Source organism: Streptomyces albiaxialis (assembly GCF_039530985.1).
GTDB lineage: Bacteria > Actinomycetota > Actinomycetes > Streptomycetales > Streptomycetaceae > Streptomyces > Streptomyces albiaxialis.
On sequence record NZ_BAAAPE010000002.1, the window covers coordinates 535,999 to 556,753 of the forward strand.

General features: G+C 73.0%; 26 protein-coding genes and 2 pseudogenes. 16 read left to right on the forward strand and 12 right to left on the reverse strand.

Translation table 11 applies throughout. From position 1 onward, the window contains the following. Positions 1 to 15: 15 nt before the first annotated feature. Complete coding sequence (locus ABD343_RS07430) at positions 16 to 318, reverse strand: urease subunit gamma (RefSeq protein ID WP_344525326.1); 303 nt, start codon at positions 316 to 318, stop codon at positions 16 to 18. A gap of 208 nt (positions 319 to 526) precedes the next feature. On the opposite strand from ABD343_RS07430, the pseudogene ABD343_RS07435 reads away from it, so the two are divergent. Next, positions 527 to 1,327: pseudogene (locus tag ABD343_RS07435) on the forward strand (sugar nucleotide-binding protein). A gap of 44 nt (positions 1,328 to 1,371) precedes the next feature. Here the strand turns inward: ABD343_RS07435 and ABD343_RS07440 are convergent. Then, positions 1,372 to 1,734, reverse strand: coding sequence for a hypothetical protein (locus ABD343_RS07440; protein ID WP_344525328.1), 363 nt, complete (start codon positions 1,732 to 1,734; stop codon positions 1,372 to 1,374). A gap of 294 nt (positions 1,735 to 2,028) precedes the next feature. Here ABD343_RS07440 and ABD343_RS07445 point away from each other — a divergent pair. Then, positions 2,029 to 2,231, forward strand: a pseudogene (locus ABD343_RS07445) (site-specific integrase); the annotation flags it as partial. On the opposite strand, the gene ABD343_RS07450 reads toward ABD343_RS07445, so the two are convergent. Further along, the gene (locus tag ABD343_RS07450) at positions 2,221 to 2,652 is read right to left on the reverse strand and encodes a DUF4259 domain-containing protein (protein ID WP_344525594.1); all 432 of its coding nucleotides are present in this window, start codon (positions 2,650 to 2,652) and stop codon (positions 2,221 to 2,223) included. The pseudogene ABD343_RS07445 and the gene ABD343_RS07450 overlap by 11 nt on opposite strands. A gap of 153 nt (positions 2,653 to 2,805) precedes the next feature. Then, a complete protein-coding gene (locus ABD343_RS40945) occupies positions 2,806 to 3,018 on the reverse strand; it encodes a DUF4265 domain-containing protein (protein WP_425578114.1) in 213 nt (70 codons plus the stop codon). Between ABD343_RS40945 and ABD343_RS07455 the strand changes: the two genes are divergently transcribed. Further along, positions 2,932 to 3,264 carry a DoxX family protein gene (locus tag ABD343_RS07455; protein WP_425578120.1) on the forward strand — a complete coding sequence of 111 codons (333 nt, stop codon included), beginning with the start codon at positions 2,932 to 2,934 and terminating at the stop codon, positions 3,262 to 3,264. The two genes, ABD343_RS40945 and ABD343_RS07455, sit on opposite strands and share 87 nt — an antisense overlap. A gap of 18 nt (positions 3,265 to 3,282) precedes the next feature. Here ABD343_RS07455 and ABD343_RS07460 read toward each other — a convergent pair whose 3' ends face one another. Together ABD343_RS07460 and ABD343_RS07465 are read right to left on the reverse strand one after the other, a co-directional pair. After that, a complete protein-coding gene (locus ABD343_RS07460; protein ID WP_344525329.1) occupies positions 3,283 to 4,836 on the reverse strand; it encodes an alpha/beta hydrolase in 1,554 nt (517 codons plus the stop codon). Between the two features lie 47 nt (positions 4,837 to 4,883). Then, positions 4,884 to 5,528, reverse strand: a complete 645-nt coding sequence (locus ABD343_RS07465) for a TetR/AcrR family transcriptional regulator (RefSeq protein WP_344525331.1) — start codon at positions 5,526 to 5,528, stop codon at positions 4,884 to 4,886. A 121-nt stretch (positions 5,529 to 5,649) separates the two neighbouring features. On the opposite strand from ABD343_RS07465, the gene ABD343_RS07470 reads away from it, so the two are divergent. Continuing rightward, positions 5,650 to 6,666: an ABC transporter permease gene (locus ABD343_RS07470; RefSeq protein ID WP_344525333.1), complete on the forward strand. Its 1,017-nt coding sequence runs from the start codon at positions 5,650 to 5,652 to the stop codon at positions 6,664 to 6,666. Positions 6,667 to 6,903: 237 nt separating this feature from the next. Next, the gene (locus ABD343_RS07475; RefSeq protein ID WP_344525335.1) at positions 6,904 to 7,899 is read left to right on the forward strand and encodes a M28 family metallopeptidase; all 996 of its coding nucleotides are present in this window, start codon (positions 6,904 to 6,906) and stop codon (positions 7,897 to 7,899) included. Between the two features lie 17 nt (positions 7,900 to 7,916). Here ABD343_RS07475 and ABD343_RS07480 read toward each other — a convergent pair whose 3' ends face one another. Continuing rightward, positions 7,917 to 8,252, reverse strand: coding sequence for a type II toxin-antitoxin system Phd/YefM family antitoxin (locus tag ABD343_RS07480; RefSeq protein ID WP_344525337.1), 336 nt, complete (start codon positions 8,250 to 8,252; stop codon positions 7,917 to 7,919). Positions 8,253 to 8,337: 85 nt separating this feature from the next. Between ABD343_RS07480 and ABD343_RS07485 the strand changes: the two genes are divergently transcribed. The 4 genes from ABD343_RS07485 to ABD343_RS07500 are packed head-to-tail and all read left to right on the forward strand — an operon-like array spanning position 8,338 to position 10,599. Next, positions 8,338 to 8,979 (forward strand): ATP-dependent Clp protease proteolytic subunit, encoded by a 642-nt coding sequence (locus tag ABD343_RS07485; RefSeq protein ID WP_344525339.1) that lies wholly within the window; start codon positions 8,338 to 8,340, stop codon positions 8,977 to 8,979. A 5-nt stretch (positions 8,980 to 8,984) separates the two neighbouring features. Beyond that, positions 8,985 to 9,299: a hypothetical protein gene (locus tag ABD343_RS07490; protein WP_344525341.1), complete on the forward strand. Its 315-nt coding sequence runs from the start codon at positions 8,985 to 8,987 to the stop codon at positions 9,297 to 9,299. Positions 9,300 to 9,352: 53 nt separating this feature from the next. Continuing rightward, positions 9,353 to 9,997 carry a GNAT family N-acetyltransferase gene (locus tag ABD343_RS07495; RefSeq protein ID WP_344525343.1) on the forward strand — a complete coding sequence of 215 codons (645 nt, stop codon included), beginning with the start codon at positions 9,353 to 9,355 and terminating at the stop codon, positions 9,995 to 9,997. Between the two features lie 29 nt (positions 9,998 to 10,026). Beyond that, positions 10,027 to 10,599 (forward strand): DUF6328 family protein, encoded by a 573-nt coding sequence (locus ABD343_RS07500; RefSeq protein WP_344525345.1) that lies wholly within the window; start codon positions 10,027 to 10,029, stop codon positions 10,597 to 10,599. A 50-nt stretch (positions 10,600 to 10,649) separates the two neighbouring features. Here ABD343_RS07500 and ABD343_RS07505 read toward each other — a convergent pair whose 3' ends face one another. Then, entirely contained in the window at positions 10,650 to 11,078 is a 429-nt protein-coding gene (locus ABD343_RS07505) for an ATP-binding protein (protein ID WP_344525347.1), read from the reverse strand. Between the two features lie 282 nt (positions 11,079 to 11,360). On the opposite strand from ABD343_RS07505, the gene ABD343_RS07510 reads away from it, so the two are divergent. Both ABD343_RS07510 and ABD343_RS07515 read left to right on the forward strand, forming a co-directional pair. Continuing rightward, positions 11,361 to 12,335: a helix-turn-helix domain-containing protein gene (locus ABD343_RS07510; protein ID WP_344525348.1), complete on the forward strand. Its 975-nt coding sequence runs from the start codon at positions 11,361 to 11,363 to the stop codon at positions 12,333 to 12,335. A 12-nt stretch (positions 12,336 to 12,347) separates the two neighbouring features. After that, a complete protein-coding gene (locus tag ABD343_RS07515) occupies positions 12,348 to 12,581 on the forward strand; it encodes a DUF397 domain-containing protein (protein ID WP_344525350.1) in 234 nt (77 codons plus the stop codon). Positions 12,582 to 12,625: 44 nt separating this feature from the next. Here the strand turns inward: ABD343_RS07515 and ABD343_RS07520 are convergent, their stop codons facing one another. Next, positions 12,626 to 13,789 (reverse strand): 8-amino-7-oxononanoate synthase, encoded by a 1,164-nt coding sequence (locus tag ABD343_RS07520; protein ID WP_344525352.1) that lies wholly within the window; start codon positions 13,787 to 13,789, stop codon positions 12,626 to 12,628. A 209-nt stretch (positions 13,790 to 13,998) separates the two neighbouring features. Between ABD343_RS07520 and bioB the strand changes: the two genes are divergently transcribed. From bioB to ABD343_RS07540, 4 genes are all read left to right on the forward strand, one after another. Beyond that, positions 13,999 to 15,072 (forward strand): biotin synthase BioB, encoded by a 1,074-nt coding sequence (bioB, locus tag ABD343_RS07525; protein ID WP_344525354.1) that lies wholly within the window; start codon positions 13,999 to 14,001, stop codon positions 15,070 to 15,072. After that, the gene (locus tag ABD343_RS07530) at positions 15,065 to 16,375 is read left to right on the forward strand and encodes an adenosylmethionine--8-amino-7-oxononanoate transaminase (RefSeq protein WP_344525356.1); all 1,311 of its coding nucleotides are present in this window, start codon (positions 15,065 to 15,067) and stop codon (positions 16,373 to 16,375) included. Before bioB ends, ABD343_RS07530 begins: the two co-directional genes overlap by 8 nt. After that, positions 16,372 to 17,091 (forward strand): dethiobiotin synthase, encoded by a 720-nt coding sequence (gene bioD, locus ABD343_RS07535; protein WP_344525358.1) that lies wholly within the window; start codon positions 16,372 to 16,374, stop codon positions 17,089 to 17,091. Before ABD343_RS07530 ends, bioD begins: the two co-directional genes overlap by 4 nt. A gap of 120 nt (positions 17,092 to 17,211) precedes the next feature. Then, complete coding sequence (locus ABD343_RS07540) at positions 17,212 to 17,880, forward strand: class I SAM-dependent methyltransferase (RefSeq protein WP_344525360.1); 669 nt, start codon at positions 17,212 to 17,214, stop codon at positions 17,878 to 17,880. A gap of 51 nt (positions 17,881 to 17,931) precedes the next feature. Here the strand turns inward: ABD343_RS07540 and ABD343_RS07545 are convergent, their stop codons facing one another. The 3 genes from ABD343_RS07545 to ABD343_RS07555 are packed head-to-tail and all read right to left on the reverse strand — an operon-like array spanning position 17,932 to position 19,741. After that, positions 17,932 to 18,303: a fic family toxin-antitoxin system, toxin component gene (locus ABD343_RS07545; RefSeq protein WP_344525362.1), complete on the reverse strand. Its 372-nt coding sequence runs from the start codon at positions 18,301 to 18,303 to the stop codon at positions 17,932 to 17,934. Further along, positions 18,300 to 18,545 (reverse strand): toxin-antitoxin system HicB family antitoxin, encoded by a 246-nt coding sequence (locus tag ABD343_RS07550; protein ID WP_344525364.1) that lies wholly within the window; start codon positions 18,543 to 18,545, stop codon positions 18,300 to 18,302. The genes ABD343_RS07545 and ABD343_RS07550 overlap by 4 nt, the downstream gene beginning before the upstream one ends. A 23-nt stretch (positions 18,546 to 18,568) precedes the next feature. Then, positions 18,569 to 19,741, reverse strand: a complete 1,173-nt coding sequence (locus ABD343_RS07555; RefSeq protein WP_344525366.1) for an NAD(P)-binding protein — start codon at positions 19,739 to 19,741, stop codon at positions 18,569 to 18,571. Between the two features lie 262 nt (positions 19,742 to 20,003). Between ABD343_RS07555 and ABD343_RS07560 the strand changes: the two genes are divergently transcribed. Further along, positions 20,004 to 20,741, forward strand: coding sequence for an ABC transporter ATP-binding protein (locus tag ABD343_RS07560; protein ID WP_344525598.1), 738 nt, complete (start codon positions 20,004 to 20,006; stop codon positions 20,739 to 20,741). Positions 20,742 to 20,755: the final 14 nt, after the last annotated feature.

Sequence of the window (20,755 nt, forward strand, 5' to 3'; positions counted from 1 at the left end):
ACAGGTCCCTTCCCGTCAGGCGATGGGCTCGTGAACGGTGACGAGCTTGGTCCCGTCGGGGAAGGTCGCCTCGACCTGCACGTCGTGGATCATCTCGGGAACGCCGTCCATCACGTCGTCCCGCCCGAGCACGGAACGACCGGAGTCCATCAGCTCGGAGACCGTACGTCCGTCGCGGGCGCCCTCCAGCACGTGCGAGGTGATCAGCGCGACGGCCTCGGGATGATTGAGCCTCAACCCACGGGCCTTGCGCCGCTCGGCGACGTCGGCCGCCACGTGGATGAGCAGCCGTTCCTGCTCGTGCGGGGTCAGTTGCATGGTCTCCACCTCACAGTCGTCGCGCCGGGGCCTGGAGCGACCCGGTCACTTGGGGCGACGCACTCAAAGGTAGATGTATCACACAAGCGAAACGGGGGTCCGGGCTGGACCCGGGACATTACCCAGGCATTACTCCGGGATTACTTCCCTTGTGTTTCGCGGCAGTTAACGCCGCGACGGGGGGCGGACCGGGCCTACGGTGGGGCGCATGAGAGTGCTGATCGTCGGAGGCAGCGGCTACCTCGGTACGGAACTCGTGCGCCGGGCGAGGGCCGGGGGCTGAGAGACGTCCGCGACGTACCGCTCCCGCCGGGGCGGAGCCCCGGGGACCCCGTGGCACCGGCTCGACCTCCGCTCCCCCGCCCGTATCGACCAGGTGCTCACCGCGACCGCGCCCGACGCCGTCATCAACGCGACGAGCGGCATGGCCGATTGGTCCGTCACCGCCGACGGCGCGATCCGCCTCGCGCTCGCCGCGACGCGCCGGGGGTGCCGCCTGGTGCACGTCTCCAGCGACGCCGTGTTCTCGGGGGCGCGGATTCACTACGACGAGCGATGCCTCCCGGACCCCGTCACCCCCTACGGCGCGGCGAAGGCCGCCGCCGAGACCGCCGTGCGCCACCTGTCCCCGGCGGCGGCGGTCGCCCGTACATCGCTGATCGTCGGCAACGGCGACTCCGTGCACGAACGCCGGGCCCACGCGGCGGACGTCCACTTCACGGACGACATCCGCTGCCCGGTCCACGTCGGGGACCTGGCCTCCGCCCTGCTCGAACTCGCGGCGTCCGACCACGCGGGCGTGTTCCACCTCGCGGGAACGGACGCGGTCAGCCGTCACGAACTCGGCACCCTCGTCGCCCACCGCGACGACCTGGACCCCACCCGCCTCCCCACGGCCCACCGGGCCGACGCCCGAATCCCCGGCGCCCTCGACGTCCGCCTCGACGCCGGGGCAACCCAACCCCTCCTGCGCACCCGCCTGCGCGGAGCACGGGAATTCCTCCGGTGACGGGGGCTACGGGCTACGGCCAGCAGCGGCAGCCGTCCGTATCCCTAGTCGGCCTCCACGCTCCGCCGTCCCCGCCCCGGCAGGGTGAGACAGAACCTCTCCAGGGACTCCACTCCCCCACCCTCGAAGCGGTTGACGACCCTCCCCAGGGGACTCCACACCCGCCCGTCGGGCATCCGCATGCCGATGCCCTGACCGAAGTACGCCCGCTGGTCGGCGTGGAAGTCGATCCACACAGCACCGGCACGCCGCACCAGCACCTCACCGACGTAGGTACCGAACCCGAACAGCGTCGGCTCGACGTCCGCACGAGAACGGCCGCTCTTACGCAGTCCCTCTACGACGAAGTCGACGATGGGCAGGCTCTTGACCGAGTAGTCGAGCGGTAATCGATTGCGGGAGGTCACTTTGACGATGAAGCCAGTGACGTACTGCCCATACGTGCGCGCATGACGCGTGTAGGCGTCGTTCGCCGTAACGATGACGGTGTCGCCGTCGGGTGCGGAGGGTCATGCCGGGCTTGAGAGAGCGGGCCTCGACCCGCTCGTCCTCCGAGTGGGACCAGAAGGGGTGTTCATGGGTGGCCCTGAGTTCCTCGATGCCGTCTTCGGTGGCTGCCTACCGGCAACTCGTTGAAGCGCTTGTCATTTTCCGTGACGGCGCACCGCGTCACCTTGCGGGCCATCGTCACGCCCGCCCGCAAGACCGGCCTCCGCCGCACCCGCTGCCCGACCTACACCATTCGACTGCCACCCTGCTCCTGGAACAGCGCGTCGAACTCGTCGTCATCAAGGAACTCCGCGGCCACGCCCACATCGGCGTCACCGCCACCGCCCATGCCCGCGTACGGTTCCGCCTCCAACGTCAAGCCATCGACACCCTGGGCGGCGCCCTCAATTCACCTCCACGGGACGCAACACAAACCGCAAGCGGTCAATCGCATTCTGAGCTTCAGACCTCTCCTCGGCATCCACCCAACTTCGCCAGAACCAGCCGTCTGAGGGCAATGCCACTTCCAGCGCTTGGACAGCAGATGAAGCCAAGGCAGGCGCGATTGGTTTCGCCAGCCATTCCGTGATTCCCGGGTATTCCTCGTTCCAAGTCAGAGAATGCCCAGCAGGAACATGTGCCGCAACCACAGCAGCAGCAGCAGTCATCACCTCCTCTGGCAGCACCGAGGAGGACGAACTCCCGTGCCCCTCAACAGCGGAACGGAACGTCCGCTCCACAATCGCTAGCCGCTGATGAGCGGACTGTTCTTCCAGTGCGTCGAGGAAGTCCTCAGCCGTGTCGCTGTCGAACGGCCCTGAACCCCATGTTCCCATCACAAACTCCAGACAGAGGCTTACGGCAGGTATCCGCCGCTTGGAGAGTTCCACACCTCACCTCAGGAGGCCCTGCCCTGGGGTCTCCCGGGCAGGGCCTCGAACCGGACCTCTCGGGTCAATTAATTGCCCCGCATCTTGGATTCTTCGATGTCAATCCTCTGCTCCAACTTCGCAACGCCCACCCGCTTCCTCGATCTCGCGAATCACGGTCGCGCTTTCACTCGGGTCGAATACGATGACGCGAACCCTTGCATGCCCCTTGTCACGGACCACTCCATTGAAGATGATCCTGCCCTCTTCGAGGGAGACTCCGATCTCGTCCCCCAGGCTCACTCCGACCGCGTAGAACGGAATGCTGCCCAAGCGACAGAGCCCTGCGTGCCCCGCTCGTGGATGCCCTGGCTGGGCGTTCCGAAGACCGCGGCGGCTATCGGTCTCCTGGCCGGATTCTGGGTACCGGCGCTCGCGGTGGCCGCGGCGGTCGGGCTCGTTCTGTTCTTCACCGCCGCCGTCGTGACCCACGTGCGCGTACGCGACTTCACGTTCGGCCCGCAGTACCCGTTCCTGCTGCTGGCGGTCAGCACATTGATACTGCGGGCTCTCGAATAAACGGGACCGGTGCCGCGCTCAGTCGCAGCGCACATCACCCGCCGGCCGCTTTCCCGTCGTCAGGAAGCGGGTGACCGTGCGGTCGCCGCAGGCGTTGCCGTTGGCGAGGTAGGACTCGTGGCCGGTCGCGTCCACGGTGACCATGCGGGCGCGGTCGCCGAGGGCCGCGCGGAGTCTACGGGCCCCGGCCAAGGGGGAGGCGGGGTCGCGTTCGTTCTGGATGAGGAGGATGTTCGAGGGGCCGCGGCCGGTGACGCGTACGGGGGCCTCGCGGGGCTCGTACGGCCAGGCGGCGCACGGCATCGCATTGCGCGGCATGCCCGCGGTCAGCGGGAACGCGGCGCGGCTGGCGGCGACTTCCTTGCGGTAGGTGTCGGCCGAGCGGGGCCAGGCGACATCGTTGCAGAGGGTGGCCGTGCCGACGGCGACGGAGTTCTGGAGGGCCTTCTCGGGCGGGGCCCAAGGCGCGGGCGGGAGCGGCGCGCCCTCGCGGGCGGCGCGGATCAGGCGGGCGAGGGCGGGGTATCCGTCGGGCTCGTAGAGCGTGGTGAGGAGGGTGTGGCGGAGCACGTTGCCGTTCAGCTCCGCGGGGTCGGCGCCCGGCCAGGGCACCGGCTCGCGGTCGAGGCGGGCGGCGAGGCGCAGAAAGAGCGGGCGGACCTCGTCCGCGGTCCTCGCGAGCCGGTCCGGATTGCCGGGCCGCGAGGCCCACTCGGCGAAGTCGGGGAAGGCGTCCTCGACGCCCCGTTCGTGCGCGGCGATCCAGTTGCGGCCGACGCGCGCGGGGTCCGGGTCGTCGTTGCTGTCCAGCACGACGCGGTCGGTGCGGGAGGGGAAGAGCTGGGCGTACACGGCGCCGACGTAGGTGCCGTACGAGGTGGCCCATGCGGAGACCCTCGGTTCGCCGAGGGCGGCGCGGACGCGGTCGAGGTCGCGGGCGATGTTGGCGGTGGTGAGGTGCCGCAGCAGCGGGCCGCCGTTGCGGGCGCAGGCGTCCGACATCCGCCGCGCCGCGGCGAGGTTGCCGGTGACGGAGCCGTCGGTTCCCGGCCAGGGGCGCAGCGCGGAGGGGGCGATATCGCGGCGCTCGAAGCCGCAGTCCACCGGAGTCGAACGGCCCATGCCCCGGGGGTCGAGGCCGATGAGGTCGTAGGCGTCGCGGACCTTCTGGGGCAGTTTCTGCCCCTTGCCGGAGGGGTTGTCGATCCCGGGCTCGCCGGGCCCGCCCGGTATGAGCAGCAGGGCACCCCTGCGTACCGAGGGCTTCTCGCTCGGGATACGGGAGACGGCGAGGGAGAGGGTGGGGCCGTCGGGGTCGGCGTGGTCGCGGGGCACCTCGACGGTCGCGCACTGCTGACGGGGGTCGACGTCCTCGCCCTCGCACGCGGTCCAGCGGAGGGTTCCCCGAGGAGCGACCGGGGCCTGCGCGGCGGTCCACGCGGAGGCCAGCGCAGGCGTCCGCGCGGAGGCCTGGGCTGCGGCCGGTGCGGGAGTGAGACCGGTCAGGCCGGTGAAGACGGCCGCCGTGGTGGAGGCGACGCACAACGCGGCGTGGCGCTTGATCTTCGTCATGGGGTGAGCCTCGCCGGTGCGCGAGGGGCGCCACATCCACCAACTGGTCACTGTTCGCGGGGGCTTACCTCCACCCCTTCGCGCGGGAGCGCCATGGAGACCAGGCCCCGCAGACCCTCCCGGAAGTCGTCCTTGGTCATGCCCCCGAACAGGGCCTGCTGCACGAAATAGCCCTGCACGGCGCCGATCAGGGTGCGGGCCACGTGCTCGGTGTCGACCTCGGGATCGACCCAGCCGTGCGCCTTGTACGAGTCGACGAGGCTGCACCACTGGGCCTTCAGGTGCCCGTACGCCTGGGCGACGACCTCGGCCAGCTCGGGATTGCGCAGGGCCTCGGCCCACACCTGGACCAGCATCCGGGGCAGCTCCCTGGGGTCCTCCCCCGCGCCGATGGCCTTCTCCAGCCGCCCGAAGACCTCCGCGAACAGCTCGTCGGGGGCGAGCGGCGCGTCGGCGGCGCCGACGAAGTCGAAGGAGGTGAGGGCGGTCTGGAGGGCCTCGCTCGCGACGGCGGCGACGATCTCCTCCTTGCTGCCGAAGTACCGGTAGACCGCCCCGGCGGACAGGCCCGTCTCCTTGAGCACGTCCTGCATGGAGGAGGCATGGAAGCCGTTCCGGAGGAAGGCGCGGCGGGCGCCGTCGAGGATCTGCCGACGCCGTGCGTCGAGGTGTGCCTGGGATACGCGAGCCATGCCGTCAACGTAAAACGAACATTCCTTCTTGACAAGCGGGCCGCACGGCGGGACGGTGGGCACATCCTCAAAAACGAACGATCCTTCTTTTTAGATTTCGTCCCTTCCCAGGAGGCCCGCCGTGTCCCCCGCCGTAAGCCGTGACAGCCGCTCGCTGCTCGCGCCCCTTGTCCTCGTGCCCCTCATCGTCGCCTTCGCGCTCTGGGCGTTCGCCTGGCCCGCCGCGCGTACGGAGCCCCGCGATCTGCCGCTCGGCGTCGCGGGTCCGCCCGCCGCGACCGAGCAGGTGCGCGAGGGGCTGCAGCAGCGCGAGGGCGCCTTCGAGCTGCATGAATACACGAACGAGGCACAGGCCCGCGACGCGATCGAGGACCGCGAGATCTACGGGGCGGTCGCCGTGACGCCCTCGGGCCCGAAGCTGCTGACCGCGAGCGCGGCCGGGCCCGTGGTCGCGCAGACCCTGGAGCAGGCCGCCGCGCACATGGCGCCCGGCGGCGGTGCCGTCCGTACGGACGACGTGGTGGCCGCGCCGCCGGAGGACCCGCGCGGCGCCGTGCTGAGCGCGAGCGTGCTGCCGATGGCCATCGCCGGGGTCGCGGGCGGCGCGCTCGTGGCGCTGATGCGGCTGCGCGGGACGCGCGGGGTCGGCGTGCTGCTCGGCACTGCGGCGCTCGTGGGCGCCGTGGGCGCGGGCATCGCCCACTCCTGGCTCGGGGTGCTCACCGGCAACTGGTGGGCGGAGGCCGCCGCGATCGGCCTGACCGCGCTCGCCGTCAGCGCGACGGTCGCGGGCCTGGAGGCGCTGCTGGGCACCGCGGGGATCGGGCTCGGCGCCCTGATCGCCGTCCTCCTCGGCAACCCGACCTCGGGCATGACCTCGGCACCGGAGATGCTGCCCGAACCGCTGGGCACGCTCGGCCAGTTGCTCCCGCCGGGGGCTGGCGGCTCGCTGCTCCGCTCGGTCTCCTTCTTCGACGGCAGGGCCGCCGACACCCCCGTCCTCGTCCTCACCGTCTGGGCGGTCCTGGGCCTGGTCGCGGTGACGGTCGGCGGCATCCGCAGGGAGCGCGCGAACCCGGCGGAGGAGACTCCCGAGCCCCGGCGGGTCCCGGCGACGCCCGTGAGCGCCGCGGGCTGAGCCGCCCCATGGGCCACGGTGGGGCCCGGGGGCGTTCCGGGGCCCCCTGGGGGCGACCGGGGAACGCACCGGGAGGGGCGACCGGGGAGCGGTGGGGGATGTCCGGTATGCGCTCTTGACGGGTTTCCGCAACAGCAGGACTCTCAAGCCGCGCCGGCCACCCCTCACGCGTGCATCCCCGTCGCGTGTCCCGCGCGACGCGTGCGACTCCCCACTCCCGAGCATCGGAGCCCCACCGTGATACCCAGAAACCTCCGCGGACACAGACCCGCCCACGGCCGCAGATCCTTACGCCGGGCCGTCGTCGCGGCCCTGGCCAGCACGGCGCTCGCCGTGACGCTGCTGGGCACGGCGGGCGCCCAGGCCAGCGACGCCACGGCCGAACGGGCCCGCCTCGCGGCGCCCGACATCCCCGTGGCCAACGTGCAGCAGCACCTCAAGGAGCTCCAGGCCGCGGCGAACGCGAACGGCGGCAACCGGGCCTTCGGCCGCACCGGCTACCGCGCCTCGCTCAACTACATCAAGGGGCGGCTCGACCAGGCCGGATTCCAGACACGGATCCATCAGTTCAGCTACGGCGGCCGGACCGGCTACAACCTGATCGCCGACTGGCCCAAGGGCGGCTCCTCCGGCCAGACCCTGATGGCGGGCTCGCACCTCGACTCCGTCAGCCGCGGCCCCGGCATCAACGACAACGGCTCGGGCTCCGCCGGGATACTGGAGGTGGCCCTCGCCGTCGCGAAGGCCGATCTCCAGCCCGCCGACCATCTGCGGTTCGGCTGGTGGGACGCGGAGGAGCTGGGCCTCATCGGCTCGCAGCGCTATGTCGCGAGCCTCCCGCAGTCCGAGCTGAGCAGGATCAGCGCGTACGTCAACTTCGACATGATCGGCTCGCCCAACCCGGGCTACTTCGTCTACCAGGACGACCCGTCGATCTCCCGCGTCTTCGTCGACTGGTACCGCTCGAAGGGCATCGAGACCGAGTACACCTCCGTCGGCGGGCGCAGCGACCACGCCTCGTTCGCCAACCGGGGCGTCACGGTGGGCGGCACGTTCTCCGGCGCCGAGGGGATCAAGTCCTCGGCGCAGGCCCGCAAGTGGGGCGGCACGGCGGGCCAGGCGTTCGACCGCTGCTACCACGCGTCCTGCGACACCACCGCGAACATCAACGAGCGGGCGCTGGACCTCAACACCGACGCCATCGCGCACGCCCTGTGGACCCTCAGCGCCTGATCAGGAACTGAGAGGTCTCACCTGCTCTCGCCCGGCCGCCGGTGTTCGGCGGCCGGGCTCCTGTGTTCGGCGGCGGCCCCCGGGCCGCGGTGCTCGGCGGCGATGCCGAAACGCCGTCCCTCGCGTTCGCCCGCAGCGGAGCCGAACTGCCGCACGGCGGAGACGGTGCTGATGACCTCCTCCTGCTCCGCGGCGCTCTCTTCCTCAAGTCGTTCCAGGTCAGCGGCCGATACGAGCCCCACGAGGGGCTTTCCGTGCCGCGTGACCACGACGCGCTCCCCGCCGTACACGACGCGATTGATGAGGTCGGCGAGCTCTGCGCGGGCTTGCGTCACCGGAATCTCGTAAGCCATGCTCCCCAGCATACGTTCTGTACGTCCTGTACATTTTTTACGGACGCGAGAGCGCATTCGAGAACATGACGAGAGGTGTGGAGCGATGACGCCGACGCGACCCGAAGCACGCTACGTACTGCCGGAGTTCACCGAGCGCACGAGCAACGGGTACCGCCATCTGGATCCGTATTCGAAGCTGCTCGACGAGCGGATCATCTTCCTCGGCACCCAGATCGACGACATCTCGGCGAACGATGTGATGGCGCAGCTCATGCACCTGGAGCACGCCGACCCCGACCAGGACATCCAGCTCTACATCAACTCGCCCGGCGGCTCGTTCACCGCGATGACGGCCATCTACGACACGATGCAGTTCGTCACCTGCGACCTCATGACCGTCTGCCTCGGCCAGGCCGCCTCCGCCGCGTCCGTGCTGCTGGCGGCCGGTGCGCCGGGCAAGCGGATGGCGCTGCCGGGCGCGCGGATCCTCATCCACCAGCCCCGCGTCGAGGAGCCGATGCAGGGGCAGACGACGGACCTGGAGATCCACGCCAGGGAGATGCAGCGCACCCGCGAGATGCTGGAGGAGCTGTACGTGAAGCACACGGGCCAGCCCCCGGAGCGGGTCAGCGCGGACATCGAGCGCGACAAGGTCTTCGGCGCGGAGGAGGCCATCGCGTACGGGCTGATCGACCGGGTCACGGCCAGCCGCAAGCAGTCGGCGGCGCAGCGCGCCGGGAGGTGAGCGGGGTGCTCCCGCCCGAGCTGCCGCCGCTGCCCGCGCTGACGCGCGCGGAGTGCGAGCTGGTCGACACGTATCTGGAGGTCCTCGACCTGCTCGGCCGGATCAACCCGGCGCGCGGCGGGGACACCTACCGGGGCCTGCGCGCCGCGCAGAGCCTGGTGGGGCGGGCCACCGCACTGCGGGACGCGCTCACCCTGATGCACGACCGGGGCGAGAGCGAGGTCCACGCCGTCACGCTGACCCGCGCGATGCGCGTCCTCGACGGCGACCGCAGGTCCCGCCTGGTGGGCCTCCCGCCGGAGGAACCGGGCGGGCCCTGAGGGGCCCTTGAGGGGCGGAACGGCGGGGTGCGGCGCAGCCGTAGGGTGCGGGGATGGACGATCTCGCCAAGTTGCTCGATGCCGCCGCACACGGTGAATTCCCGGCCGCCGACGGCTCGTTGACCGTGCTGCCGCAGCCGTCGCCGCGGGCCGCCGGGGTGCTCGCGTTCACCGCGCACGCGGTGGTCTTCGCCGACGCGGACCCCGAGTGGATACGGGGCCTGCTCCCGCCCGGAGACCTCGGCGCCCCGCTGGGCCCGCCGTTCCTCTCCGCGCTGTGCGCCCGTACGGGCAGGAGGGCGGGCAGCCAGGACGCGCTGCTCGCCCTGCGGCCGGGCCGGGCACCCCGCGTGGCGCCCGCCACCGGGCTGACGGAGACGACCGACCGTGCGCATCCGCGGGTCGCGCGGGCGCTGCTGTACCGCGACGACGTACGGGTATGGACCGTGCCCGGCGGGACCGTGCTGGTGGGGCGGGGCGTCGCCGGGCGGTGGGAGACGGCGGTGGAGGTCGACGGGGAGGCGCGCGGCGCGGGCCTCGGACGGGCGCTCGCGGCGGCGGCGCGGGGGCTGGTCCCGGCGGACGAGACGCTGTGGGCGCAGGTGGCGCCGGGCAACGCGGCGAGCCTGCGGGCCTTCCTCGCCGCCGGGTTCGTCCCCGTCGCCGCCGAGGTGCTGCTCAGCCACGAACGGGACTGAGCGGCGCCGTTCGGGAAACCCGGCACCGTATGGCCGCGTCACTGCCCGCCGAGGCGCCCCTCAGGAACGAGACTCCGCTGGAGCGCGACGACCGCAACTTCGCCGAGCTGCTCCAGGAACTGCGCGTGCTCCAGACCGGAGTTCAGATCCTCTTCGCGTTCCTGCTGACGCTGGCCTTCACGCCCCGCTTCCCCTCGCTGGACGCCGCGCAGCGGGGGATCTACGTGGTGACGCTGCTGCTCGCCGTGTCGGCGGCCATGCTGTTCACGGCCCCGGCGGCGCTGCACCGGGTGCTCTTCCGGCGCGGGGTGAAGCGGACGATCGTCGACGTCTCGTCGCGGCTGGCCGGGATCGGCATGGCGGTCCTCGCGCTGGCGCTCACCGGGTCCGTGCTGCTGATCTCCGACGTGGTGCTCGGCCGTACGGCCGGGATCGCGACCGGCGTCGGCGTGCTCGCGGGGTGCGCGGGGCTGTGGGCGGCGATGCCGTGGTGGCTGCGGCGGGTGCTGTGCGGGGGAAGGCAGGGCCCCGGCCGGACGCCCACGGGAACGACGGGACCGGCGGGGACGACGGAGACGCCCGGGACGACGGGGAGGGGCTGAGCCCCGGACGGGGACGGCGGGCAGCGGACGCGGAGTGCGGGAAGCGCGCGTCAGGGCGCGGGGACGGGGAGCCACGGCAGGGTGACCCACACCGTCTTGCCGCCGTCCGGCGTGGGGGTGATGGTCAGATCGCCGCCCGACTCGGCCGTGAGCGTACGGATGATGACCAGACCCCTGCCGTTGTCCTGCTGGACGGCCGCCGGGAGCCGCTTGGGCCTGCGGGGATGACTGTCGGTGACGCCGACGCGGAGCCGCTCGGCCTCTTCGAGGCGGACCTCGACGGTGAAGGTCGGGGACTGGCCCCGGGTGTGCTGGACGGCGTTGGTGGCCAGCTCGGAGACGATGAGGCGGATCGCGTCGACCGCGTCGCCCTGCGGCATGCCCCACTCGGCGAGGACCGTGGTGACGTATCTGCGGGCCGCGGTGACCGAGGCAGGGGCGCTCGGCAGGGTGATGGTCGATTCCTGGAGGTCTGCCATGGCGAGGCCGTCCCTTTCCCGCCGGGTCCGTGCGCGGTGACGCGAGGGGGCCGCCGCGGATGGAGACGGAGCGGCCCTTGGACAACTGCTTCGCGCCAGAGTGCCATCACGGGGCCCCGCGATGCGGCTGATCCCCCAGGATGTGCATATATCTGTCGCTCGAAGCGGTGAACTCTGCGACGGCAGAACGTATTTGGACCACGGCCCGGCGTATCGGTTCCGGAGCGGGGTGCCCGGGTGGTAACGATTCCGGGGCAGGCAGAGGGGCGGAGGGAGCGGACCATGCGACACGCGCCTGCCGTACGGCGCCGGAAGCTGGGTGCCGAACTGCGGCGGCTGCGGGACAAGGCGGGGGTGACGAGCCGCGACGCGGCGCTGCTGGTGGGCTGGCACCAGTCGAAGGTGAGCCGGATCGAGACCGGGCGCAGCGGGATCAAGCCCGCCGATCTGACGCGGCTGCTGGACGCGTACCGGGTGGAGGACCCGGATCTGCGGGCGCTGCTCGCCGCGCTGGCCGGGGCCGACGGGTTCGACGGGCCGGAGACGGCTCCCCCGGGCGGCGCGCCGCCGGGAGCAGCGGCGGGCGGCGGCCGGGTCCCCGCGCCGCACGGCAGGCCGGGCACGTCCGGCGGGTCGCGGGGCGGCGCGCGGCGCGGCTGGTGGCACTCGTACCGGGACCTGCTGCCGCCCGCCTACCGGGACTTCATCTCGCTGGAGTCGGAGGCCGTGCGGGAGCGGACGCTGGAGACGACGGTGGTGCCGGGGCTGCTCCAGACCGAGGCGTACGCGCGGGAGGTGACGCGCGCGGCGCTGGGTCCGGACGCGCCGCAGAGCCGTATCGAGTCACTGGTCGAGGTCCGCGCCGCGCGGCAGGCCGTGCTGCGGCGCGGGCCGCCGCTGCGGCTGGACGCGGTGCTGGACGAGGCGGTGCTGCGGCGGGAGATCGGCGGGCGCGGAGTGATGCGCGAGCAGCTCCGGACCCTGGCGCAGGCCGCCCGGCTTCCGCATGTTCGCCTCCAAGTGTTGCCTTTTGCCAGCGGAGTGCACATTGGGATCACAGGTCCTTTCGTTATTTTCTCTTTTTCGAACATTGCTGATCTGGACGTGGTTGTTCTCGACCATTTGACGAGTAGCCTCTATCTGGAGGAGCACAGCGAACTACGGGCGTACACCGCGGCGTTCGACACGCTGCGGGCGCACGCCCTGTCCTACGAGGATTCCCTGGCGTTCATCGCCGGGGCAGCAGAGGGCACTTGAGGGGATTTCGCCATGTGTGACCACCTCCGCTGGAGGCGCAGCAGCTACAGCACGGGGGCGAACAACTGCGTGGAGACCGCTCGGAGCGACGACGGGCGGCTCGCCGTGCGGGACAGCAAGAGGACGAGGGACGGCGACGGCCACGTGCTGCTCTTCGCGGGCGACGCGTGGACGTCCTTCGTCTCGGCACTACGCGAGACGACGGGCACGGGCAACGGGGGCCGGGAGGTGTCCGGCGTGACCTGAGCGGAACGGGCCTGAACGGACGGACCTGAGCGGAACGGGTCCGGTCAGGGCCTGGCGGCCGGTGCGGTGGCGATCACCGTGCCGGCCGCCTTCGTGAGCTGGTCCTCCGTCAGGTCGGCCCGCGCGGTCAGCCGCAGCCGCGAGATCCCGTCCGGGACCGACGGCGGACGGAAGCACCCGGCGACGACGCCGGACGCGCGGCAGTCGGCGGCCCACCCCACCGCCGCCTCGGGGGACGGCGCGCGGACGGAGACGACGGCGGCGTCCGGCCGGGCCGCCTCCAGGCCCGCCGCCGTGAGCCGTTCGTACAGCCCCGTGGCGACCGCGCGCACGCGCGCCGGGCGCTCCGGCTCGCGGCGCAGCAGCCGCAGCGCGGCGAGCGCGCCGCCCACGGCGGCCGGGGCGAGGCCGGTGTCGAAGATGAACGTCCGCGCGGTGTTGAGCAGATGGGCGATCACCGGCGCCGGGCCGAGGACCGCGCCGCCCTGGGAGCCCAGCGCCTTGGAGAGGGTGACGGTCACGACCGTGCCCCGGTCCCCGGCGAGCCCGGCCGCGTGCGGGGCGCCCCGGCCGCCGTCGCCGAGGACGCCGAGGCCGTGCGCGTCGTCGATCAGCAGGCCCGCGCCCGTCGCGCGGCAGGCGGCGGCCAGTGCGGCGAGCGGCGCGGCGTCGCCGTCGACCGAGAAGACGGAGTCCGTCACGGCGAGCGCGGGCCCCTCCCCCGTACGCGCCGCCAGCTCCTTGCGCACGGCCTCCGGATCGGCGTGCGCGGCGACGGCCGTACGGGCGCGGGACAGGCGGCAGCCGTCGATGAGGGAGGCGTGGTTGCCCGCGTCGGAGACGATCAGCCCGTCGTGCCCGGAGAGCGCGGTGACGGCGGCGAGGTTGGCGGCGTAGCCGGAGGAGAAGACCAGGGCCGCCTCGAAGCCGCAGAACGCGGCGAGTTCGGCCTCCAGTTCGGCGTGCAGCTCCGTCGAGCCGGTCACCAGGCGCGAGCCCCCGGAGCCCGCGCCCCAGCGCCGGGCCGCCTCGGCGGCGGCGCCGGTGACCTCGGGGTGGCGGGAGAGGCCGAGGTAGTCGTTGCCCGCGAGGTCGAGCAGCGGGGAGTCGGCCGGGCGCGGGCGCAGGGTGCGCAGCAGCCCGGCGTCGCGCCGGTCCTCCAGCGCGGCGCCGGTCCACGCGAACGGGTCCTGGGGGTACGGGGACATGCGCGGTCTCCTCGTCGGGGCACTGGCGTCGCCGTTGGCGGACACTGACGGCTACTCGTGGGTACTGCCCGGGGGTGCTTTGTAGACAGTGCATAGAACGTATCCCGCCGGGCTCCTGGTCAGAATGTCGTTCTGCCCACAGTGGAGTCGAGCGGTCTTGTAGGGGTTCTCCATTTCCCCCGGGGGCGATATCGAGCAGGATCTGTGCCATGGATCTGCTGACGACACTCGTGGACAAGGGCCTGCGGCGCGAGCTGCCGACGCGCGACGAGGCCCTGGCCGTACTGAGGACCTCCGACGACGAACTGCTCGACGTGGTGGCCGCGGCCGGGAAGGTGCGGCGCCAGTGGTTCGGCCGCCGCGTGAAACTCAACTACCTGGTGAACCTCAAGTCCGGCCTGTGCCCCGAGGACTGCACGTACTGCTCGCAGCGGCTCGGCTCCAGCGCCGAGATCCTCAAGTACACCTGGCTCAAGCCCGACGAGGCCGCGCAGGCCGCCGGGGCCGGGGTCAAGGGCGGCGCCAAGCGCGTCTGCCTGGTCGCGAGCGGGCGCGGGCCCACCGACCGCGACGTGGACCGGGTGTCCGAGACGATCGCGGCCATCAAGGAGCAGAACGAGGACGTCGAGATCTGCGCCTGCCTCGGCCTGCTGAAGGACGGGCAGGCCGCGCGGCTGCGCGAGGCGGGGGCCGACGCCTACAACCACAACCTCAACACGTCCGAGGCGACGTACGGCGACATCTGCAGCACCCATGACTTCTCCGACCGGGTGGAGACCGTACGGCACGCGCAGTCGGCGGGCCTGTCCGCGTGCTCGGGGCTCATCGCGGGCATGGGCGAGACGGACGAGGACCTGGTGGACGTCGTGTTCGCGCTGCGCGAGCTGGACCCGGACTCGGTGCCGGTCAACTTCCTCATCCCGATGGAGGGGACGCCGCTGGCCGGCGAGTGGAACCTCAACCCGCAGCGGGCCCTGCGGATCCTCGCGATGACGCGCTTCGTCTGCCCCGACTCCGAGGTGCGGCTCGCGGGCGGGCGCGAGGTCCATCTGCGCTCGATGCAGCCGCTCGCGCTGCACCTGGTCAACTCGATCTTCCTCGGCGACTACCTCACGAGCGAGGGGCAGGCGGGCCAGGCCGACCTCGACATGATCGCGGACGCGGGCTTCGAGGTGGAGGGCACGGACACCACCACCCTGCCGGGGCACCGGCGCGAGCAGGAGCGCGGACAGGTCGGCGTGCGCCGCCGCGGCGCGGGGACGGAGCTGCCGCCCAATGCCTGAGCACAAGCCCCTCCGGCCGGACGAACTGCTGGCCCTGGACCGGCAGCACGTCTGGCACCCGTACGGCCCGATGCCCGGCACCGTGGCACCGCTCGCCGTCGAGTCGGCCTCGGGCGTACGGCTGCGGCTGGCCGAACCGGCGTACGGGCAGCGGGAGCTGGTCGACGGCATGGCCTCGTGGTGGTCCGCCGTCCACGGCTACAACCACCCCGTGCTCAACGCGGCGGCGACCGACCAGCTCGGCCGGATGAGCCACGTCATGTTCGGCGGCCTCACGCACGAGCCCGCCGTACGGCTGGCGAGGCGACTTGTCGACATCACGCCCGAGGGCCTGGAGCACGTCTTCCTCGCCGACTCGGGCTCGGTGTCCGTCGAGGTCGCGGCCAAGATGTGCCTGCAGTACTGGCGTTCGCTCGGCAGGCCCGAGAAGCGGCGGCTCATGACATGGCGCGGCGGCTACCACGGCGACACCTGGCATCCCATGTCGGTGTGCGACCCCGAGGGCGGCATGCACCAGCTCTGGTCGGGCGTCCTCCCCCGCCAGGTCTTCGCGGAGACGCCGCCGCCCGGCTTCGGCGCGGAGCCGGACGAGGCCTATCTCGCCTCGCTGCGCGAGCTGGTCGCGCGCCACGCGGACGAGCTGGCGGCCGTCGTGGTCGAGCCGGTGGTGCAGGGCGCGGGCGGCATGCGGTTCCACTCCCCCGCGTACGTGCGGGAGCTGCGCGCACTGTGCGACGAGTACGACGTGCTGCTCGTCCTCGACGAGATCGCCACCGGATTCGGGCGCACGGGCGCGCTCTTCGCGGCGGACCACGCGGGGATCACCCCCGATGTGCTGTGCCTGGGCAAGGCGCTGACCGGCGGCTATCTGACGATGGCCGCGACGCTGTGCACCCCGCGCGTGGCCGACGGGATCTCGCGCGGCGAGGTGCCGGTGCTGGCGCACGGCCCGACGTTCATGGGCAATCCGCTGGCGGCCGCGGTCGCGTGCGCCTCGCTCGACCTGCTCCTCGGACAGGACTGGGCGGGCGAGGTCCGCCGCGTCGAGTCGGCGCTGCGCACGGGGCTGGCCCCGGCGGCGGCACTGCCCGGGGTGCGGGACGTACGCGTCCTGGGCGCGATCGGCGTGCTCCAGCTCGACCACGACGTGGACATGGCGGCGGCGACCCGTACGGCCGTGAGCGCGGGCGTCTGGCTCCGGCCGTTCCGCGACATGGTGTACGCGATGCCGCCGTACGTCACGGACGACGAGGACCTCGCGCGGATCTGCGCCGCGATGCGCGCCGTGGCGGAGGCGGCATGAGCGGGACGGAAGGCGTGCTCGTGGTCTCGGGCACCGGGACGGAGATCGGCAAGACGGTGGCCACCGCGGCGCTCGCCGCGTGTGCGGTGCGGGACGGACGCTCCGTGGCGGTGCTCAAGGCCGTCCAGACGGGCGTCGCACAGGGCGAGCCCGGCGACGCCGCGGAGGTCGCCCGGCTGGCCGGTCCCCGGGTGACGGTGGCCGAGATCGCCCGCTATCCCGAGCCGCTGGCCCCCGCGACTGCGGCCCGGCGGGCGGGACTGCCGTACGTGGGGCCTGCGGACATCGCGGAGGCGGCGGAGAAGCTGGCCGCGGCGCACGACCTCGTCCTCGTCGAGGGCGCGGGCGGGCTCCTGGTCCGCTTCGACGCGGCGGGCGGCACCGTGGCGGACGCCGCGCGGGCGCTCGCGGCCCCCGTCGTGGTCGTCGCGGCGCCGGGCCTGGGCACCCTCAACGCCACGGCGCTCACCGCCGAGGCGCTCGGCGCGCGCGGGCTGACGTGCGCGGGCGCGGTCGTCGGCAGCCTCCCCGCGACGCCGGACCTCGCCACCCGCTGCAACCTCGCGGAATGGCAGGAGGCCACCGGCCTGCCCCTCGCCGGAGCGCTCCCCGAACGCGCGGCCGCCCTTCCCCCCGCCCGCTTCCGGGCGTCGGCCCCGGAGTGGCTGGCCCCGGAGCTGGGCGGCGTGTGGCGGCTGGCGGATCCCGGAGGGTAGGCCCCCGCGGCGCGGCGGCGGCGAAAGGCGGGCGCCTCATCGCGTCCCGTCGCGCCTCATCTCCGGACACCCCGGCACAGGCGTGGCACGCTGGCGTTACCACGACGGGGAGGAGCCGCGATGCCCGCGAGAAGCAACAAGCCGCCGCGCGACGCCGTACGGCATCCGCTCTTCGCACGCTTCTACGCACGCATGAGCGTGACCGCCGACGACCGCCTCGGCATCGGCGCGCACCGGGAGACGCTGGTGGCGGGGCTCTCGGGCCGGGTGATCGAGGTCGGCGCCGGGAACGGCCTGAACTTCGCGCGCTATCCGGACACCGTCTCCGAGGTCGTCGCGATCGAGCCCGAGCGCCGTCTGCGGCAGCTCGCCGCGGAGTCGGCGCTGCGCGCGGACGTGCCGGTGGACGTGGTGCCGGGGACGGCGGAGGCGCTGCCGGTCAAGAGCGAGTCGTTCGACGCGGCGGTGGTCTCCCTGGTGCTGTGCTCGCTGCGGCACGTGCCCCGCGCCCTGGCGGAGATCCACCGCGTCCTGCGCCCCGAGGGCGAACTCCGCTTCTACGAGCACGGGATCGCCGAGGGCCGCCCCGGCATGACGGGCGTCCAGCGCGCCCTGGACCACACGGTGTGGCCCCTGCTCTTCGGCGGCTGCCACACCGCCCGCAACCCGGTCGCCGCGATCGGGGCGGCGGGCTTCACCGACCTGACGTACGAACGCCTCCGCGTCCCCCCGGACGGCCCCGCGATGCCCCACTCCTTCCACGTCCTGGGCAGCGCCCGGCGCCCGTGAGCCGGGCGTGGCGCGGGGCGCGGGACCTGGGACCCAGGACTCGGGACCCGTTCACAGCGTCCAGGTGCGGAGTTCGTCGGCGATCGTGCGGAGGTCGGCGGTGCCGCTCTTGATGAGGCGGGCGAGGTCGCGGATCTGTTCGGGGGACGTGGTGACCTTGAGGCCGCTGGCGACGAGATAGCCGTAGGCCACGGCGGAGGCGAAGAGGGCGTTCGAGCGCTCCAGGGCCGGGACGTGGAGGAGGAGCTGGAGGAGGGCCGCGGCGCGGTCGTGCGGCTCGGCGTAGACGGGACGGCCGAATATGGCCGCCTCGTGTCGGCTGACGGCGGCGACGAGCGCGCCGTAGTCGGTGACGCGGGGATCGCCGGGGGTCTTCTCCTCGGCGAGGATGAGCAGCCAGGCGAGGTCGACGCGGACGCTCACGCCTGGGGCCCGCCGGTGGTCCTCCCGGCGTCGGCGCCGCCGAGTTCCTCGGCGAAGACCGTCTCGTAGCTCTTCATGAAGTCGGCCGCCGCGTCCACGAAGGAGCGGCCGACCTCGGCGGCGTCCCGCTGGACCAGCTCTTCGATGTAACGGTTCACGCTCACCCCCTGCGCGAGGGCCCGCTCCCGGGCCGCCCGTGCGGTTTCCTCGTCCACGCGTACGTTCATCTGGGTCTTGGCCACACCGTCAAGCTAGCACTATTGCGCTAGCAGCGGCCAGGGCGGGAAGCCGCCACAGCGAGGTCCGCCGCGCACAGCGCGCTGTGGGCGGCGATCTCGCCGCGCATGCCGGGCGCCGCGACCATGTCCCCGGCGAGGAGGACGCCGTCGCCCCGGTCGACCGCGGGCCGGTCGCGCCAGGTGCGGCCCGGCAGGTCGAGGGCGCCGGTGCGGCCCTTGGCGGTACCCGCGCGGCGCCAGGTGACGCGTTCGCGCCAGCCGGGGACGGTGAGCCCGGCCAGCGCCTCCAGGCGCTCGCGCGCCCGCGCGGGGGTCTCGTCCGCGCGGACCGGCATCGTGAGCTGGTACAGCGACTCGCCGGGCGGGGCCACGGTCGGGTCCTGGGCCGAGTACGACTCGTGGAAGCCCCCGGCGTCGAGGTCGAAGGCGAGGAAGCGGTCGCCGGGGGCGCGGCGTACGGCGAGGTCGAGCAGCGCGGCGTGGCCGCTGGTGCCGCGCAGCGTGGCGTCGCCCAGCAGGGCGCGCGCGGAGGCGAGTTCGGTGGCGACGATCACGGGTCCGCCGCCGGGCGGCGCGGTGAGCCGGGCGTTCAGCTCGATCCGTACGCCCAGGCGGCGGGCGCGGGCCTCCAGCCGGCCGATGACGGCCTGCCAGCCGCCGCGCACCCAGCGCACGGCGGGCCGCCGGAAGGTGAAGATCCGGCGGAACAGCTCCCAGCAGAAGGCGGCGGAGAGCCGCCCGGTGTCCGCGTCGTAGGTGACGACGCCCAGGGCACGGGCGGCATGGCGCGCAGCCGCCACGCCGTAGCGCCGCGTGGCCCAGGTGCGGAAGTCCTGGTCGACGGGGGCCGTACGGGGACGGTCCGGCAGCATCATGCGGACCAGGCCAGGCGGGGGCGCGAGGCGCAGCCGCCCGTCGCGGACGAAGCCGGGGCGGGACTCGGCCAGCGGCGGGCGGCACAGCGGCGGGACCAGACCCCGTGCCGTCAGCCAGGGCCAGTAGGGCATCCCGGCGTAGAAGACGTGCGCACCCTCGTGCGCGACGTACGGCGGCGGTGCGGCGCGGCCCCGTCCGCCGAGCGTGCCGTGCGCCTCGTACAGCCGGACGGGCAGTCCGCGCTCGGCGACGGCGTTCGCCGCCACGAGGCCCGCGAGGCCTCCGCCGATCACGGTCACCTCCGCGGCCGTGGGGCTGTCCATGGGTCTCTCCCTTCCTCGGTCCCCTCCCCGAACCGGTGCCTGCGGGCCCCCAGTGACACGACGGACGGGAGGGGCTCCTGTGTGACACGCGCCGGGGCGGGCTCCTCCCCAGGTACGAGCCCGCGGGCCGAGGCCGGTCCGCGCGACGGATGGCCACGGGGCTCCCGTGCCCGTACTCTCGGGCCCTCCAAGGGAGTTGGGACCCGGGGGAGGCACGGTGTCCACACCATCGCCAGCCGCACGACAGGACCGGACCGACGGAATGCCGCTCGCCGCGCGCGCCGAGCAGCTCACCAAGACCTACGGCACGGGGCCGACGGCCGTCGTGGCGCTGGACGCGGTCGACGTGGACATCGCACGGGGGCGGTTCACGGCGGTGATGGGCCCCTCGGGGTCCGGGAAGTCGACGCTGATGCACTGCCTCGCCGGGCTCGACACGGTCTCCGGCGGCCGGGTCTGGCTGGGCGACACGGAGATCACGGGGCTCGGCGACAAGCAGCTCACCCAGCTCCGCCGGGACCGGGTCGGCTTCATGTTCCAGTCCTTCAACCTGCTGCCCACGCTCTCGGCCGCCGAGAACATCACGCTGCCCATGGACATCGCGGGCCGCGCCCCGGACCGCGCGTGGGTGGACACCGTGATCGAGACGCTCGGCCTGCGCGACCGGCTGCGGCACCGCCCCGCGCAGCTCTCCGGCGGGCAGCAGCAGCGCGTGGCGTGCGCGCGGGCGCTGGCCTCCCGGCCCGAGCTGATCTTCGCCGACGAGCCGACGGGCAACCTCGACTCGCGCTCCGGCACCGAGGTGCTCGACTTCCTGCGCGAGGCCGTCGACCAGCTCGGCCAGACGGTCGTCATGGTCACGCACGACCCGGGCGCCGCGGCCCACTCGGACCTCGTGCTCTTCCTCGGTGACGGCAAGATCGTGGACCGGATGGAGAACCCCACGGCCGAGACGGTCCTGGAGCGCATGAAGCAGTTCGATGTGATCAGGCACGGCTGAGGCCGGGGGACGCC

Bases quoted from the DNA above. Each gene is read 5' to 3' on its own strand.
- ABD343_RS07510 (WP_344525348.1), top strand. From the start codon at position 11,361: ATGCGACACGCGCCTGCCGTACGGCGCCGGAAGCTGGGTGCCGAACTG.
- ABD343_RS07495 (WP_344525343.1), top strand. From the start codon at position 9,353: ATGGACGATCTCGCCAAGTTGCTCGATGCCGCCGCACACGGTGAATTC.
- ABD343_RS07505 (WP_344525347.1), bottom strand. From the start codon at position 11,078: ATGGCAGACCTCCAGGAATCGACCATCACCCTGCCGAGCGCCCCTGCC.
- ABD343_RS07530 (WP_344525356.1), top strand. From the start codon at position 15,065: ATGCCTGAGCACAAGCCCCTCCGGCCGGACGAACTGCTGGCCCTGGAC.
- ABD343_RS07520 (WP_344525352.1), bottom strand. From the start codon at position 13,789: ATGTCCCCGTACCCCCAGGACCCGTTCGCGTGGACCGGCGCCGCGCTG.
- ABD343_RS07460 (WP_344525329.1), bottom strand. From the start codon at position 4,836: ATGACGAAGATCAAGCGCCACGCCGCGTTGTGCGTCGCCTCCACCACG.
- bioD (WP_344525358.1), top strand. From the start codon at position 16,372: ATGAGCGGGACGGAAGGCGTGCTCGTGGTCTCGGGCACCGGGACGGAG.
- bioB (WP_344525354.1), top strand. From the start codon at position 13,999: ATGGATCTGCTGACGACACTCGTGGACAAGGGCCTGCGGCGCGAGCTG.
- ABD343_RS07485 (WP_344525339.1), top strand. From the start codon at position 8,338: ATGACGCCGACGCGACCCGAAGCACGCTACGTACTGCCGGAGTTCACC.
- ABD343_RS07515 (WP_344525350.1), top strand. From the start codon at position 12,348: ATGTGTGACCACCTCCGCTGGAGGCGCAGCAGCTACAGCACGGGGGCG.
- ABD343_RS07540 (WP_344525360.1), top strand. From the start codon at position 17,212: ATGCCCGCGAGAAGCAACAAGCCGCCGCGCGACGCCGTACGGCATCCG.
- ABD343_RS07560 (WP_344525598.1), top strand. From the start codon at position 20,004: ATGCCGCTCGCCGCGCGCGCCGAGCAGCTCACCAAGACCTACGGCACG.
- ABD343_RS07555 (WP_344525366.1), bottom strand. From the start codon at position 19,741: ATGGACAGCCCCACGGCCGCGGAGGTGACCGTGATCGGCGGAGGCCTC.
- ABD343_RS07430 (WP_344525326.1), bottom strand. From the start codon at position 318: ATGCAACTGACCCCGCACGAGCAGGAACGGCTGCTCATCCACGTGGCG.
- ABD343_RS07500 (WP_344525345.1), top strand. From the start codon at position 10,027: ATGGCCGCGTCACTGCCCGCCGAGGCGCCCCTCAGGAACGAGACTCCG.
- ABD343_RS07465 (WP_344525331.1), bottom strand. From the start codon at position 5,528: ATGGCTCGCGTATCCCAGGCACACCTCGACGCACGGCGTCGGCAGATC.
- ABD343_RS07450 (WP_344525594.1), bottom strand. From the start codon at position 2,652: ATGGGAACATGGGGTTCAGGGCCGTTCGACAGCGACACGGCTGAGGAC.
- ABD343_RS07480 (WP_344525337.1), bottom strand. From the start codon at position 8,252: ATGGCTTACGAGATTCCGGTGACGCAAGCCCGCGCAGAGCTCGCCGAC.